13 protein-coding genes are annotated in these 15,705 nt (G+C 66.0%); 3 read left to right on the top strand and 10 right to left on the bottom strand.

The genetic code is table 11. From position 1 onward, the window contains the following. The first annotated feature begins 7 nt into the window (after positions 1-7). Both A5724_RS22700 and A5724_RS22695 read left to right on the top strand, forming a co-directional pair. A complete protein-coding gene (locus A5724_RS22700) occupies positions 8-1,357 on the top strand; it encodes a hypothetical protein (protein WP_067807536.1) in 1,350 nt (449 codons plus the stop codon). A gap of 195 nt (positions 1,358-1,552) precedes the next feature. Continuing rightward, entirely contained in the window at positions 1,553-3,307 is a 1,755-nt protein-coding gene (locus A5724_RS22695) for an endo-1,4-beta-xylanase (RefSeq protein ID WP_232004939.1), read from the top strand. Here A5724_RS22695 and A5724_RS22690 read toward each other — a convergent pair whose 3' ends face one another. Genes A5724_RS22690 through A5724_RS22655 form a run of 8 tightly spaced genes read right to left on the bottom strand, consistent with a single transcriptional unit; the run spans position 3,308 to position 9,958 of the window. Beyond that, positions 3,308-3,910 (bottom strand): TetR/AcrR family transcriptional regulator, encoded by a 603-nt coding sequence (locus A5724_RS22690; protein ID WP_067807530.1) that lies wholly within the window; start codon positions 3,908-3,910, stop codon positions 3,308-3,310. 4 nt (positions 3,911-3,914) lie between these two features. Next, on the bottom strand, positions 3,915-5,090 hold the full coding sequence (locus A5724_RS22685; RefSeq protein ID WP_067807527.1) for a lipid-transfer protein: 1,176 nt from the start codon (positions 5,088-5,090) through the stop codon (positions 3,915-3,917). Then, positions 5,087-5,527: a MaoC family dehydratase gene (locus A5724_RS22680; RefSeq protein ID WP_067807524.1), complete on the bottom strand. Its 441-nt coding sequence runs from the start codon at positions 5,525-5,527 to the stop codon at positions 5,087-5,089. Before A5724_RS22680 ends, A5724_RS22685 begins: the two co-directional genes overlap by 4 nt. Positions 5,528-5,539: 12 nt before the next feature. Next, entirely contained in the window at positions 5,540-6,643 is a 1,104-nt protein-coding gene (locus tag A5724_RS22675) for an acyl-CoA dehydrogenase family protein (RefSeq protein ID WP_067807521.1), read from the bottom strand. 9 nt (positions 6,644-6,652) lie between these two features. Next, entirely contained in the window at positions 6,653-7,063 is a 411-nt protein-coding gene (locus A5724_RS22670) for a Zn-ribbon domain-containing OB-fold protein (RefSeq protein WP_067807517.1), read from the bottom strand. Further along, a complete protein-coding gene (locus A5724_RS22665) occupies positions 7,063-7,599 on the bottom strand; it encodes a MaoC family dehydratase N-terminal domain-containing protein (protein ID WP_067807515.1) in 537 nt (178 codons plus the stop codon). The genes A5724_RS22670 and A5724_RS22665 overlap by 1 nt, the downstream gene beginning before the upstream one ends. Further along, entirely contained in the window at positions 7,596-8,792 is a 1,197-nt protein-coding gene (locus A5724_RS22660; RefSeq protein WP_067807512.1) for an acyl-CoA dehydrogenase family protein, read from the bottom strand. The genes A5724_RS22665 and A5724_RS22660 overlap by 4 nt, the downstream gene beginning before the upstream one ends. 2 nt (positions 8,793-8,794) lie before the next feature. Next, entirely contained in the window at positions 8,795-9,958 is a 1,164-nt protein-coding gene (locus tag A5724_RS22655) for a cytochrome P450 (protein WP_197518759.1), read from the bottom strand. Between the two features lie 191 nt (positions 9,959-10,149). Here A5724_RS22655 and A5724_RS22650 point away from each other — a divergent pair, with 191 nt between their 5' ends. Next, complete coding sequence (locus tag A5724_RS22650) at positions 10,150-12,501, top strand: CaiB/BaiF CoA-transferase family protein (protein ID WP_156752416.1); 2,352 nt, start codon at positions 10,150-10,152, stop codon at positions 12,499-12,501. Positions 12,502-12,504: 3 nt separating this feature from the next. Here A5724_RS22650 and A5724_RS22645 read toward each other — a convergent pair whose 3' ends face one another. Together A5724_RS22645 and A5724_RS22640 are read right to left on the bottom strand one after the other, a co-directional pair. Continuing rightward, entirely contained in the window at positions 12,505-14,034 is a 1,530-nt protein-coding gene (locus A5724_RS22645) for a PE-PPE domain-containing protein (protein ID WP_197518757.1), read from the bottom strand. Positions 14,035-14,165: 131 nt separating this feature from the next. Beyond that, a complete protein-coding gene (locus tag A5724_RS22640; RefSeq protein ID WP_067807503.1) occupies positions 14,166-15,644 on the bottom strand; it encodes an NAD(P)/FAD-dependent oxidoreductase in 1,479 nt (492 codons plus the stop codon). Positions 15,645-15,705: the final 61 nt, after the last annotated feature.

Genomic DNA, 15,705 nt, shown 5'->3' with positions numbered 1-15,705 from the left:
CGACGAAATGACGAACATTCTCGACCTGACCGACCAGGCATTGTTCCTCGGCGAGCGGGCGACAGGAACCACCAGCGCGATTCAGTGCATCTGGATCTACAACCGACCGATCGACGTCGACGGGCTGCGCCGCTTCCATCACCATTTGCAGCGGGGCCGGTTGGCCCGTCGCATCGAACGGTCACCGTTGCCATTCGGCAGGCACCGCTGGGTGCGGGCAAGTGATGCATCCGACCTCGAAGTCACCCAAACACCGCGTCCGCGCGACGAATTCGACGACTGGCTCATCGAACAGGCGCACACGCCGCTCGACGCCGAACACGGCCCGGGTTGGCACCTCGCGGTGCTGCCGTTCACCGACGGCGGCACAGGTGTGAGCCTCGTCGTCGCGCATTCCCTGATCGACGGCGTCGGATTGGCGATGGCGTTGGCCGAGGCCACCTCCGGCGTCGACAGCGCGCTCACCTTCCCGCCCGCGAAGTCACGCCGGCGCTGGCGCGCACTCCGCGAAGACGCGCGGCAGACCGCGCGCGATCTGGCCGCCGTCGGCCGCGCTGCGCGGGCGGCGATCCGGATGGCACGGCGCCGTCGCGCCGGCGCGGCAACCCCCAAACGATTCCGAGGCTCCGATGAGCAGATCGCGCTGCCGAGCGCGACGGCCTTCATTGATGCGCGCGAGTGGGATGCCTGCGCCAAGGCGCTCGGCGGCACCAGCAACGCGCTGCTCGCGGGTTTGGCCGCCGACGCCGCACACCGGATGGGCCGCGTCGCCGATAAAGCCGTCTTGCTGTCGATTCCGGTCAGCGAGCGCACCGAGGGCGATACCCGCGCCAACGCGGTGACCAACGTCGACGTCACCGTCGATCCCGCGGACGTGTCCAGCGATCTGCGCGGCGTCCGCGCTGCGATCAAGCAAGCGCTGGTCAACCACAATTCCGTTCCCGACGAGCGGGCGGCGCTGCTGCCGATGGTTCCCTTCGTGCCCAGGCGGTTGATGAAAAGGATGGTCAGCGTCGCGACCGGCGACGGGGCGAGTGTGGTGTCGTCCCATCTCGGTGAGGTGCCCGCGGAGGTCACCCGCCTGGACGGCTCCGACGCCGACTACTGCACGGCACGCTCTGTCTATCCGGGCGTGACCACGGCGACGATGCACCGCACCGGTGGCGTTCTCGGATTCATTTGCGGTCGGGTCAACGGCAAGGTCGGGATCTCGGTGCTGTCGTATCAGCCGGGTCAGACCAACTCGAATGCCCATCTGCGGCAGACACTTGCCAGCACCTTCGCTGCGTTCTCGCTCAATGCCACCATGCAGTGGGAGACGCCTGGCACCTTGCGCCGAAACTGTATTCCGGCGTGAAGAGTGCGAGTAGAGGCGTGCAGTTTCGCGGCTGGGGCCGTACCGCGGACGGTTGCTTGCGTAGGCAAACTCAGCACATACGACACACCGGCCGCATCCGTTACATGCGCCGCTTTGTCCGTCAAGATCGTCGCAGAGCAAAGATCGGGTGGATGTTGAACTCCGCTTCGCGCGGACCGACCTCAAGGGTGGACCGTGGGCCTGAGCAGACGTCGCGGCTACCGGCGAGCCTTTCTGACCACGACCATGGCCGTGATCGTCGGGTTGGTGTGCACCACCACGATCAGCCGCGACCTCGTGCACAACCGGCCCCGCGACGTGTTCGTCACCGCCACCGCAACCATAAACCCGGCAGCCACGACGACGGCCATCGCCGACTCCGATGTGTGGGGGCTGGATCAGGCAGGCGTGGACAAGACCATGGACATGATCAAGGCGACGAACGTCTCCGCAGTGCGCCTGATGATTCCCTGGGCAGCTGTCGAAACCACCAAAGGGACGCTGAATTGGAGCAGCATCGACAAGACGGTGAATTCGGCCGCGGCGCGCAACATCGCAGTAGTGGGCATGGTGAACGCGACTCCGCGGTGGGCGGTGGTGAGCGGCGGTCAGTACCTCAGCTCGCGGCCCGCGTCGACGGCCGCCTACGCCGACTTCGTGGCGAAGTTCGTGGCGCGCTACGCGGGCAAGATCGCGGCCGTCGAGATCTGGAACGAACCGAACTCGGTGACGTTCTGGACGCCGACGCCGGACCCGGCCGCCTACACCGAACTGCTCAAGGCCGCCTACCCGAAGGTCAAAGCGATCGATCCGTCGGTCGTCGTGATCAGCGCCGGGCTTGGCGCCATCCAGAGCGTCGGGTCGCTGACGATCAACCCGGTCGCATACGTGACGCAGATGTATGCCGCGGGCGCCAAACCATACTTCGACGCGTTGAGCTTCCATCCGTACCTGTACACGCTGAAGTTCTCCGGCGGGGTCGGCAAGGCGAACTCACCGCTTCAGCAGTTGATGGACGTCCGGAAAGTGATGATCGCCAACGGCGATGACAACAAGAAGATCTGGGCGACGGAGTACGGCCAGCCGTCCTCCAGCGGTGGCGAGGCAAGAGAGAACGAGTACATCGCGGACATCCTGTTGAAGTGGCAGGAGCTGCCCTACGCGGGTCCGATGTTCATCTACACCACCCGCGACCGCGCGACAGGCAGCGTCAGTAGCCAGTCCACGTTCGGCATCTACCGAACGGACTGGACTCCGAAGGCCGCGGCGCAGACGGTTCGGGCGGGCGCCTCGGGCACGATTGCGAAATCAGCTGAATATCAGCAGTTCTCGACCATCAACGATGCGGCGCTGGGCACCGTTCTGTCGCCGGTGTACAAGACCACAGACGGCAAGTGGGCGCAGGTGCGGACCGTCAGCACCGTCTTCCAGACCGGCAACGGGTTCGTGAGCTCACCGAATCCCGTTGCTGCCAAGGCAGGCTCTTACCTGTTGTCTCCGACGACGCAATTCACCAACGGCTACCAGGACTTCAACAAGTCCACCGGGCTGCGGGTCTGGTACTCGGAGGCCACCGGTGCGCATTCCGCTGCGGGGCACACCGCCAAGGTGTGGGTGCCCGAACTCGGCCTGGCCACCACCGACGAAACGGGCGGCCCCACCGGCACTTACACCTCTTTCGAGTACGGCAAGATCACCTGGAACCCGTTGACCGGCGCGAAGGTCATCTGGGCCGACGGTCATGGCCCCGGGACGACGCCGACATCCACGACCACCACCACGACCATCCCGACAACCGCGACCACCGTCCCGACTACGACGCCACCGGTCACCACGACGCCGCCGGTCACCACCACAGCGCCCACCACGACGCCGAAACCGGCGGGAAATCCGATCGTCGCGGTATTGACGTTGCTCAGCGGCCTGCTCGGCTCACTGGGCGGACGGTGACTACCGCGACCGGCCTGCACGCTCGGTGCTGAAGCCGCGAACCGCATAGGTCCGCACGAAATCCGCGACCACCCGGTCGTCGTCCGTGTCCAGGTGCGCTGACGGTGTGCTGAACAACGAGAACAACATGCGGGCGAACCACTCACCCGCAGAGGCCACGTCGAGATCCTTGCGCACCTCGCCGGTGAGCTTCGCCGCGGCGAGGTAGGGCGCGAGGAACTCACTGCATTCCCCTAACAGCGCCGCAGCGTTCTTGGTGAGCAGCAAGCTGACTTCATCAGCATCGAAATACACTTCGGGCTCGACGAAGCGGCGGGCCTTGGTGACGAACACCGCGGCCAGCGTCAGCTTGTCCTCGAGCGATTCGCCCCGGGCCATCGCCCGCGCCATCTCGCGGTAAAACCGCTGCGACGAGTGCTCGGCGCAGGCCTCCACGATGTCGGACTTGTCGCGGAAGTATTCGTACACCGTGCTCCGCGACACGTCGGCCGCGCGAGCGATGTCGACCACGGTGGTCTTGGTCAAACCCTGTCTGCCGAAACAGCGCATGGCGGCGGTGATGATGGCCTCACGGGTGTCGGTCGCGGTCGTGTCGACGGTCACGGCGTCAGCTTCTGTCGTCCGGTGCCAGGATCAGCGCGCTGGTCGGCACGCCGGTACCCGACGTGACCAGCACGTGCTCGACGTTCGCCACCTGGTTGTACGACGTGCCGCGCACCTGGCGTACCCCTTCGGTGATGCCATTCATCCCGTGGATGTAGGCCTCACCGAGCAGTCCGCCGTTGGTGTTGATCGGCAGTTCCCCGCCGAGCGAGAGCCTTTCGACGGTCGCGAAGTCCTTCGCCTCACCGCGCCCGCAGAACCCCAACTCCTCGAGTTGCGCGAACACGAAAGGGGTGAAGTGGTCGTAGAGGAACGCGGTCTGGATGTCAGCCGGCTTGAGTCCGGAATCGCGCCAGAGCTTTTCGGCGACGACGCCCATCTCGGGAAGTCCGGTGATGTCGTCGCGGTAGTAGCTGGTCATCATCTCGCCCTCGGCGGCTGCGCCCTGCACCGCGGCGGTGATCACGGCGGGCGGGCGGGGCAGGTCGCGGGCGCGTTCGACGGTGGTGACCACCAGAGCCACCCCGCCATCGCTTTCCTGACAGCAATCGAGAAGGCGCAGAACGGGTTCGATGACCCACCGCGAATTCTGGTGATCCGCAAGGGTGATCGGCCGTTCGTAGAACCATGCGTCGGGATTGCGGGCAGCATGGGCGCGGTCGACGACGGAGATGCGGCCGAAGTCCTCGTTGGTGACCCCGTATGTCGACATGTACCGCTGCGCGTGCAGTGCGACCCACGCCGCGGGGGTCAACAACCCGAACGGCGCGTAATTCGCCATGAACGGCGGCGTATCGCCGGTGGGTCGCGCCGTCGCGCCGCCGAACCGGAACCCGGACCGTTCGTTGAATGCCCGGTAGCACACCACCGCGTTGGCTGTGCCGGTGGCCACGGCCATCGCCGCCTGCACGACGGTGCCCGCTGCCGCGCCGCCGCCGTGGTGCACGCGGGAGAAGAAGGTCAGATCGCCGATGCCGACATTGCGCGCGATTTCGATCTCATCGCTCGTGTCCATCGTGAAGGTGACCATGCCGTCGACGTCGGCGGGCCTCAGTCCCGCATCGTCGATCGCGGCTTTGACCGCCTCGCAAGCCAATTGCAGTTCACTGCGGCCGGACTCCTTGGAGAACTCAGTCTGCCCGATGCCTGCGATGGCCGCCTTTCCGCCCAGGTACGTCACAGTAGGCTCAGAGTCGCCGTACCCGACACGTGGTCGCCGAGGCTGTTGCTGCCCTTGAACGTGACCTCGACGAAGCCCTCGCCGTCGGCGCCTTCGGACTTGCCGGTCACGCTGCCGGTGAAGACGAGCGGATCGTTGGGAAAGGACGGCACGCCCAACCGGATCGCCAACTTGGTCACCATCGCTTCGGGGCCTGCCCAGTCAGTGAGGAAGCGGACGCACAGGCCGTTGGTGGTCAGGATGTTCATGAACATGTTCGGCGAACCCTGCTTCTTCGCGAACTCGGGATCATGGTGGACCGGCATGAAGTCGCGCGATGCGATCGCTCCCGCGACGATCACGGTTGCCGTCACGGGCACCTCCAGAGGCGTGACCGCGTCGCCGACGTTGATATCGCGCCAATCCAGCGTCGTTCTCCGGTGTTCGGTCGTCGTCATCGTTCTCCTTTGTCAGTACGTCGCGCCGAGCCGCGCCAACTGCGCGGGCGCCGAGCCCAGCATCAGTTCGTTGTGCTTGGCCCACAGGAAGTAGCGGAACAGGGGATAGGTGATGTCGATGCCGATGCCCCCGTGCACCTGCTGAGCTGTGGCGACGACCCGCGCGCCGGCCTCGGCTGCCCAGAACTTCGCAATCGCCGCCTCGCGCCATGCGGGCCGGCCCTGGGAGAGCAGCCATACCGCCTGCCACGTGGTCCACCTGATTGCCTCGACATCGATGAACGCATCGGCCATCCGCTGCTGGACGGCCTGGAAACTCCCGATCGGCCTGCCGAACTGCTCGCGTTGGGTCGTATACGCCGCGGCGATCCGTAGCGCACGCTCGGTCACCCCCAGTTGGATCGCGCACAGGCCCGCCAGTGCGCGGGTATGCAGCGACTCGAGCATCTCCGTGCCGTCCCCGGGCAGCCGGTCATGGCCGGAAACGACTGCGCCGTCGAGGAATACGTCGCCGTACGGCTCACCGTTGGTGGTCGTCGCGGGTTTGATGTCGACACCGCAGGCGTCGGCATCAACCAGAAACAGCCCGACGTCGCCGTCCTCGACGGCGGCGGGAACCAGCATCGTGTGCGCGATCTGCGCCGCGGGCACCAACTCCTTGACCCCGTCCAAGCGCCAGCCGTCGCCGTCGCGGCGCGCGGTGGTGGTCACTGCGGTCGGCGCGGAGCGTCCCGGCTCGGTCAACGCCGCGGTAAGCACGTGAGCGCCGCTGATTACGTCCGGCAGGTACCGCCGCTGCTGGGCCGCGTCACCGTAGCGGGCGATGGTGTCCGCACCGAGCAGGAGTGTGGCGTAGACCGGCACCGGGGCCACGCTCCAGCCGACCTCTGCGAGGACCAGGGTCAACTCGAGGAAGCCCCGCCCGCTGCCGCCGACCTTCTCGGGCAACGCGATACCGAGCAGGTCGGCCGACGCGAGGTCACGCCAGAGCGGGGCGTCGTAACGCACGTCGCCGCCTTCGAGTTCGGTGAGGTGTTCGGGTGCCGCGCGGTGTTCGAACAGCTGCCGGGCGACCTTCGCGACCGTCTCCTGCTCCTCGGTGAACGTGAAGTCCATGGGTTGCGCCTACCGGGCCGGCCGGAACTGGTGCAGGACGAGATCCTTGCCGTCCAGCGTGTCGAACGTCTGGTAGAACACCTCGACCGGCATGCCGACCTCGACCTCGTCAGGCGCGATCTCGCACAGGTTCGAAACCAGCCGGACGCCCTCGTCGAGCTCGACCAGCGCGACGATGTACGGGTATTCCATCAGCGGCATGGGCGGATGCTGCGGCATCACGTAGCTGTAAACGGTTCCGCGGCCAGAGGACTCGACGGTGTCCCATTCGAGTGAATTGCACATCGGGCACATCGGCCGGGCCGGCTGACGAAGGGATTGACACCCACCGCAGCGTTGGATCAACAGCTTGTGCTCGCGCAGCCCGTTCCAGAAGAACTCGTTGTCCATGCCGATCGCCGGCGCCAGTCTGGTCGCCATCAGGCGTTGGCCTTGAATCGGAAGACCCGGAACCGTTGCCTGCCGAGCACCTCGCCGTTCTGGTCGGTGTACGTCGACAGCCACGTGATGAAATGCCCTGTGCCGAGCGATGTCTTCTTCTCGTCGGAGATGTCCTCGAACACCTGCGTCACCGAGATGACGTCGCCAAGGCGGGGGTAGCGTTCGATCTCGAACTCGGAGTTCGTCGCTACGATGCCGGTGAATCCGGCCTCTTCGATGAACGCCGCAGGGTTTCGGCCGGTTTCGACGGGCACGCCGCCGCGTTCGGCGATGCCTTCGATCTTGGGTGCGGGCATCGTCCACGTCTGCAGCATCACCGGCGGCGACACCACACCGCCGAACCGCGAGTTCTCCGCGAATTCGGGGTCGAGGTAGACGGGGTTCATATCGCCGAGCGCGTGCGCCCAGTGCCGAATCATCGGCTGATTCACCGGATCCGGCGCGACGGTGGGCTTGTTCGACCCGCCGGTGGGCTGGCCGATCAACGCGTCGAGTTTCTCGCGGAAGTTCGTCACCTGTTGTCCCCATTCTGTGAACTCCGAAGGTCGCGCGGCGCGCGCGGCATGAATAACCCTGCCATTGCGATGATGTCGCGCTGCAATTCGTTGGCGCCGCCACCGAAGGTGTTGATCACGGCGACGCGGTAGGCCGTTTCGAGCGCACCGCGCAGGGGCGCGTCCTCGCCCTTGCGGATGCCCGCAGCGTCGAGCACCTCGAGCAGTTCGCGCGCCACCTGCTGGGTCAGTTCGGTGCCGAACACCTTGACCGCGGACGCTTCACCCATGCCGAGCGCGCCTTTCGTCATCGCCGCGTTGACCCGCAAGTTCATGATCTTGTACGCCGCGACCTGTGCCTCGACCCTGGCGAGCACATGCCGTACCCACGGCTGATCGATGACACGGCCGCCGTGGCGTCCGGTGGTCTGCGCCCAGTGCAGCGTCTTTTCGAACAGCGGCTCCAGCGCGCCCATGTTGCCAAGGGCGGCCCGTTCGAAGTTCAACTGCGTAGTGATCAGTCCCCAGCCTTCGTTCTCACCGCCGACGATTGAACTGGCGGGCACCCGCACGTCGTCGTAGAAGGTGTAGAACGTGGACACACCCGGCATGGTGTGCAACGGCTTCCAGGAAAAGCCCGGCGACGACGTCGGCACGATGAAGATCGAGATGCCCTTGTGTTTCTTGGCTTCAGGGTCGGTGCGCGCAGCCAGCCAGATGTAGTCGGCGTACGCGGCGCCGCTGGTGAACATCTTCTGGCCGTTGATGACGTAGTGATCGCCGTCGCGCACCGCCGTCGTGCGCAGCGACGCCAGGTCGCTTCCCGCCGACGGCTCCGAGTAGCCGATCGCGAACTCGACGGTGCCGGTCAAGATCGCAGGCAGGAACGTCTGCTTCTGCTCGTCGGTGCCGCGCTGCGCGAGCGTCGGCCCGACCGTGTTGAGCGTGACCAGGGGAATGGGCGCGTTCACCCGCTGCGCTTCTTCGTAGAAGATGAACTGCTCGAGCGCGGTGAAGCCGCACCCGCCATACTCTTTCGGCCATCCCACGCCGAGCAGGTGCGCGGCGCCCAGCGCACGCACGCACTCTTTCACCACGTCGCCTTCCATCCGACCGGCCACCGCGGCGCTGCGTTCGGGTGTCATCACCGACTCCAGCGACGCCCGGATGTCGGCGCGCAGTTGCTGTTGTTCCGGGGTGAAGTCGAGGTACATGCTCAGCCTTGCGTTCCCAGCCGTACCGGCATCCGCTTGACGCCAGGCACCATCGTGGCCCGCATCCGGTCCACGTCGCCGACGAGTTCGAGCCGAGGGTAGCGGCCGAGCAGCACCTCGAAGAAGACGCGGGCTTCGAGTCGGGCCAGTTGTGAGCCGATGCAGGAATGTTCGCCGCAGCCGAATGCGATGTGCGGGTTGGGATGCCTGGTGACCTTGAACTCCTCAGCGTCGTCACCGAAGATCTCCTCGTCGCGGTTGGCCGAGCCGTAGAGCATGACCACGATGTCACCCTCGCGGATGCGCTGCCCGCGAATCTGGACGTCTGTGGTCGCTGCGCGCGCCATATGCGTCACCGGGCTGGTCCAGCGCAGCATCTCCTCGACCGCGGCAGGAATCAGGGTGGGATCCGCGGTCAACTTCGCGGTCTCTTCCGGATGCGCGATGAGCGCCAAGGTGCCGAGCGAGATCAGGTTCCTGGTTGTCTCGTTGCCCGCCACGAGCAACAGGAAGGCGAAGTTCAGCAGGTCGTCGTCGGTCAGTTTGGCGCCGTCGATCTCGGCGGTGGTCAACACCGACAGCATGTCGCTGCGCGGTTCGGTGCGCCGGGCGGCGATCAACTGCTGGAAGTATTCGAACAGTTCGCCGATCGCGGTCAGCGAGTCCAACTCGATCTCGGGATCGGCGTTGCCGGTGCACGCATCCGACCACCGACGGAACTTCTCCCAGTCATCCGGTGGAGCGCCGAGTAACTCGGCGATCATCCGTGTGGGCAGTGGTGCCGCCAACTCTTCGGCGAAGTCATGGGTGGCACCGGCCCGGGTGCTGCCGAGCACTCCGTGAACGATCTCGCGGACCTTGGGTTCCAGCATCGCCACCTGCCGTCGGGTGAACCCGGTGTTGATCAGCTTACGTAGCTGACGGTGCCGCGGCGGGTCGGTGAAGATGAGGTTGCCCTCCTGTACGGGGTTCGGCAGCACAGGGTCGGGGATCGTGATGCCCTTAGTGGAGGAGAACTTGTCCGGGTTGGTGGAGACGTACCGGATGTCCTCGTACCGCAGCAGGGCCCAGAACTCGGTGTCGTCGTTCCAGCACATTGGCGCTTTCGCGCGCAGTTCCCGATAAGCGGGGTAGGGGTCACCGGCGTAGAAGTCGGGGGAGTGCAGCGGGATCGAGGTACGCAGCGCGGCCTCCCTCGAACCGGTGTTGATCGGACATATCAGCTCGATATGTCCGATTATCCCCTGTGTCTACTTGACACGCATGCAGCTGTCAATAGCCGGAAATACCGCAGCACTCAATCGAGTTGAGGCTGTATCGATTGACGCGCGCTGTCCGACAGGTGTACATCATGTGTGTGATGTCGGCGCTGGCGGGACTGCGAGTTGTCGAGGTCGCGGGCGACATCACAGGCCCGTATTGCACCAAGTTGCTTGCCGATCTCGGCGCCGAGGTCACCAAGATCGAGCCTCCGCATGGCGATTCACTGCGACGGTGGGGACCTTTTCCCGGCGGGGTGCCCGATGTCAACCGTTCGGGCCTGTTCGAGTACGTGAACGCGGGAAAGCACGGCGCCACAGTCGATCTCGATGCCGACATGGGCGCTGTCCGCCGGCTGATCGCGGACGCGCACCTGCTCGTCGATGGCCTTGCGCCGGGATCGCTCGAACGCCTGGGCCTCGACGTCCCTGCTCTGCAAGCGCTACGCCCCGGCCTCGTTGTCGTCCGCATCTCGAACTTCGGTCAGTCCGGACCACTGCGTGACCGGGTCACCACGCCGCTGACCATGCAGGCGGCCTCGGGCTGGATACACAGACGGGATCCGGATCGACCCCCGGTGCAGGCAGGCGCGCGGATCTCCGAGTATGTGGCGGGCGGCTACGCCGCTCTTGGCGCTCTGACCGCGCTCCGTACCCACAGCGCCGATGCGAACGATGTTGTGGTAGTGGATGTTTCGGTTCTCGAGTCGCTGCTGTCGGCGTTGCCGTATCCGATGTTGATGGCCGAACGGATGCGCAGGCTCGGCCTGCCCACGAACACGCGCGCCGCGCTGCTGTTGGGTATCGTGCGCGCCGCCGACGGGTGGATCGGCATCAACTGCCTGACCGGCCAGCACTGGCTCGATGTGTGCACGATGCTGGAGTTGCCGCAGTACGGCGAGCACCAGGTCTCCATCATGATGGGCGGTCCCGAGCGTGCGCAGTTCTTCGCCGACGCCGAACCTTGGCTGGCGGCGCGGTCCGTCACCGAGATCCTGGAGTTGAGTCAGGCATTCCGCATTCCCGCGTCGCCGGTCAACGATGGCGCGACGGTGTTGCAGTGTCCGCAGTACGTCGAGCGCGGGTTCTTCGTCGACGCCGGTGGCGAGGATTGGTCCTTTCGCAGGCCGGGCGCGCCGTTTCGGCTGTCGCGCACGCCCGCCCTGGCGCCACGTCCGGCGCCCGGGTTCGGTGCACAAGCCAACCTGGAACCGGCCACCACCGACGACTGGCGACGTGGCGGTGCAGGCGCAAATCCGTTGCTGCCGTTCGCAGGACTGAAAGTTCTCGATCTGACCACGTTCTGGGCGGGTGCCTACCTGACCTGTTATCTGGGCGCATTCGGTGCCGAGATCGTCAAGGTCGAATCCGTTCAGCGGCCAGACGGCCACCGCTACTCGGGCGCATGGTCGTCGGAGGGCGACCGCTGGTATGAACGCAGCGCCATGTGGCAGGGCACCAACCTCAACAAGCGCGACGTCACGCTGGACCTGACGTCGCAGCGCGGTGCGGAATTGGCACGTCTGCTTGCCCGTGACGCGCACGTCGTCATCGAGAATTTCTCGCCGCGGGTGGTCGAGCAGTTCGGGCTGGGCTACCAGTCCCTCGAGGAGATCAATCCCGGCGTCGTCATGGTGCGGATGCCGGGATTCGGCTTGCAGGGGCCGTGGCGTGACTATGTCGGCTGGGCGCTCAACTTCGAACAGACGTCGGGAATGTCGGCCGTCACCGGCTATCCCGACGGTCCGCCGTGCAATTTACAGGGTCCCGCCGATCCGATCGTCGGTGTGCACGCCGGTGTCGCGCTACTCGCCGCGCTGGAACATCGGCGGCGGACCGGACAGGGACAACTCGTCGAGATCGCGCAGATCGAGGTCGCGGCGTGCGTCGCCGCCGAACCGGTCATCGAACACTCGATGAACACGGTGGTGGCGGCACGCGAAGGTAATCGGTGCCGGGGTCACCTGCAGGGGGTGTACCCGACGGTCGATGAAGACGAGTGGGTGGCGTTGTGCGTGCGCGGCGACGCCGACTCGGAGGGCCTGGCCGCTGCGATGGGAGTCTCAGGTGCCGTGCCAGGCGACCACGACGAGTTCGACGCCCTCGTCGCAGGGTGGACGCGAACGCGCACCGCGGGCGAGATCATCAGAAGCCTTGAGGCGCAGGGTATCCCGATCGAACAGGTGCTGCCGCCGGACCGGATGTATGACCTGGCGCAACTCGACGCGCGCGGATTCTACGACGAGATCGAGCACCCGATCACCGGGAGACATCGTTACCCCGGTTGGCCGTTCAGGATGACCCCTGGACCCGACCGCCATCACCGGTTCGCGCCGCCGACGCTCGGCCAGCACAACGACGACGTGCTGGCCGAACTCGGCGTCAGTGCTGGCGAGATCGCCGATCTGCGCGCACGGCGGATCATCGGCGACACCGCGCTCAACGCGTGATCGTCAGGCGGCGTTGCTCGTAGGTTCTTGTGCGGCAGGCTCATTCGGCGTCGACTCGGTCGGCTCCGGTGCCTTCGGCTTCTTCGGTGCCGGCTTCTTCGGACTGAAGAACTTCTTCACCGAGTCGGTCAGTTGCGTCAATGGATTCTTCTTCGGCCGCGTCTTCTGGACAGGCGTACTCGGTGTGCTCTGGTCGCCGTCCTCGATCAGCTCCGCGGCCTTGGGCTCCTCGTCCGACTGCGTGGCCACCGGCGGTTGCGGCTTCGCGGTGTAATCGGACCCGGGGGCCGGCTCTCCCGCAGGATCGTCCTCGACTGCCGCCTTCGGCTCCTCTTGCGGCGCCGGCTTCGCGTTGTTCGACGGCGAACTGGTCGGGGCCAGTGGCGTCGGGATCGAGCCTGGCAGCGCGCCGACCCCGCCGACGAGGTTGGACACGCCCTGGCCGAGCGCACCCGGCACCCCCAGCACGGCTTCGAGCACCTTGCCCGGCGGGGTGATCAACGAGAACTGCACGTGCTTCTCGGGATTCAGGTTCTGGCGATCGGTATAGCCCATGTCGACGATCAACCGGACCAGCGGTTCGATGGCGCCGAGCAACGGTTCGGTGAACGGTGTCAACTGCGCCATTCCCGCGACCTGTCGCAGCGGCGCGAACAAGGGCAGGTGCTCGGACTTGACGAAGACATAGGTGTCTGAGACCTCTTCGCCGTCCACGGTGTGGGTCACCGTCTTGATCAACACATTCGGATCACTCGACGTGCGGGTGATCGGGTCGTAGTCGACGGTGTCGTAGTACGCGTCCGGATGGACGTAGAAGACGGCGACCAGGCTGTTCGCCAGTGACAGCGGGTTGAAGTACGCGGGGAAGTCGGCGTAGGTGTCGTACTCGTTCGTCACGTACTGGGTGTCGTACGCCGAGGAACCCGCCGGGCCGTTGGACGTGATGAAGAACGGGATGCCCCATCCGGCCGGGAACCGCGCCGCCAGGCCGCCGTTCGGCAAATTCGGCGACGCGATCATCACCCAGATCAACCCGGGCTTCGTCGGGTCGTTGCCGGGATTGAGCGGTGGTGCGCCGGGATCGCTGGGATCGAGATCACGCCGCACCCGCTCGGCGACGAGCGCACCCTCCGAATACCCGACCACCATCAGGTACTGGCCCGAATTGTTCTTGATTGTCTGGTCCAGCACCGGGACGCCGGCATTCACACTGTTGTCGATGTCGAAGCCAGCCGGATATTGCACGCCTACGTAATGGGGAAAGGTCGCGCCGAATGGCACGACGTTGCCCTGCAGCTTGTTGGGGATGTTGACGGCGTCTGGGTCGCCACGTCCGCCGATACCGATGGTCGCCGCGGTCAGTTCCACCTGCGGGCTGTCGGCCGTGGTGTCGGTCGCGTGACCGAATACCAGGACGGCTGACAGCGCTGCGGCCGTCGTACCGACGAGGACTCGTGACGGCGACTTTGACGTTTCGGCTGCCCGGCTTGTCGACGATGCTCGACGTTTGCTGGGTTTACGATGCTTTGCCACAGCCTGCTCCTCCCCGTCGCCGCGGTTAAGCGGCGCGGGTCGAAGGCTATCGCACGACCTTGAATTCGACGGCTGAAATGATTCGATAAGGCCGGGAATTTCTTTAGCTGAAGCACCGGCTGCCACTTAGCTCAGCGGTTCATCTGCGACCAATACGTCTGCTCCCGCTCGGTCAGCTCGTTCGAGGTGATCGCACCGAACGCCGCGGCGTCGCGGGCGAGCCGGGTCGGGGCATCGGGAAGCGCATCCGGCCCCTCGAGCCGGAAGCAGCTCGGTGCCAGGGGGCCGAACAACAGGGCGCGGCGCAGCTGCGGCCAGTTCTTCACGTGTGGCTCGACACCGGCAGCACGTGCGAAGGCCATCGCGACCAGGTTCATCCGGGTCTTCTGTGACTGTCCGCGCCGGGCCCGATACGCGACGATCGCGGCGCGTTGCGCGGCCTCACTCATCGCGGGCGCGACGCCACCCCACGCGTACGCGATCCACCTCGCCTGCAACTCCAGCGGTACGAAATACCCGCCCGACTGCTCCCACATGCCCATGAACGCGAGGCCCGGCAGCTCGGGGTGAAAGGTGTAACGGTCCGCGTCCAGGTGCACCGCGTCGATGTCGATGACCGCGCGGATGTCGCTGCTCAAAAACGGAAGGCTGAGCTCGAACCCGGTGCCGAAGACGATTCCGTCGAACTCCTCGGTCGTCCCGTCGGTGAAGGTCACCGCCGACTCCGCGAGGTCGGACAGCCACGGCATGACGGTGATCCTGCCCTCTGCCACGAGCGGTAGGTAGTGCTGGCTCAGGGTGACGCCCGCGGCGAACAGCGACGGGTCGGGGGCCGGCGCGCCGTACTGCTCCGGGCTGCCGCCGGCCTCGACGACGATCTCCTTCAGCTGCCTGTCGATCTCCGCGGCGGGCAGGTGCTCGGTCGCGATCGTGCCGTAGCGGGTGAAGATGCGATGGTCGGACGGAACGCCGGCGGCGAACTTCGGCAGGACGTACCGCTGTCGTCGCTGGGCGAGGACGACGCGGGCCGCGCCGATGTGCGCGAGTTCGGCGGCGATCTCCAGCGCGCTGATCGCTCCGCCCGCGACGAGCACGCGCTTGCCGATGAAGGGCTCCGGGCTGCGGTACTGATAGGTGGAGGTGACTCCCGATTGGCCGGTGAAACTGTCGAGGCCGGGAACCTCTGGGATGACAGGGGTTTGGAACCTGCCGGTGGCGACCACTGCGCGGTCGAAGTGCTCGATCACGCCTGAGTGCTCGACCAGCCATCCGGCTTCGCTTCGGCTGAGCCCCTCGACGCGCGCGTCGAGCCGGAGGCGTGACATCAGGCCGAACATCTCGGCATACCGGTGCAGGTACTCCAAGACGTCGCGGCCCGACGGGTAGACGACGTCGGTCGAATGCTCGAGATCGCTGAAGGCCGTCAAAACGCGGCTGGTGTTGGTGTGCATCGTCGGCCATACCCCGCTATGACCGGGCAGTCCGCTCCACTGCCCGCCCAGCGTCGGAGCCTGTTCGAAGATCGTCGGCTCGAATCCCTGGGACGCCAGCCAGCGCGCCGCGACCAGCCCGCCGGGGCCGGCGCCGATCACGGCGACGCTTCGCGTCATCGGCGAACTGTCGCACGTCGGCGATCTGTTTGTCCGCAAGACGCGTCGACTCACGGTCATG

The organism is Mycobacterium sp. ACS1612 (assembly GCF_001667505.1).
In the GTDB taxonomy this organism is placed as follows: Bacteria; Actinomycetota; Actinomycetes; order Mycobacteriales; family Mycobacteriaceae; genus Mycobacterium.
The sequence above is the reverse complement of the archived record's forward strand: the minus strand, read 5'-3'. Positions and strand labels throughout refer to the sequence as shown.

Coding starts and splice junctions, on each gene's coding strand:
- A5724_RS22700 (WP_067807536.1), top strand. CDS start 8: ATGACGAACATTCTCGACCTGACCGACCAGGCATTGTTCCTCGGCGAG.
- A5724_RS22680 (WP_067807524.1), bottom strand. CDS start 5,527: ATGACGACGACCGAACACCGGAGAACGACGCTGGATTGGCGCGATATC.
- A5724_RS22675 (WP_067807521.1), bottom strand. CDS start 6,643: ATGGACTTCACGTTCACCGAGGAGCAGGAGACGGTCGCGAAGGTCGCC.
- A5724_RS22670 (WP_067807517.1), bottom strand. CDS start 7,063: ATGGCGACCAGACTGGCGCCGGCGATCGGCATGGACAACGAGTTCTTC.
- A5724_RS22660 (WP_067807512.1), bottom strand. CDS start 8,792: ATGTACCTCGACTTCACCCCGGAACAACAGCAACTGCGCGCCGACATC.
- A5724_RS22640 (WP_067807503.1), bottom strand. CDS start 15,644: ATGACGCGAAGCGTCGCCGTGATCGGCGCCGGCCCCGGCGGGCTGGTC.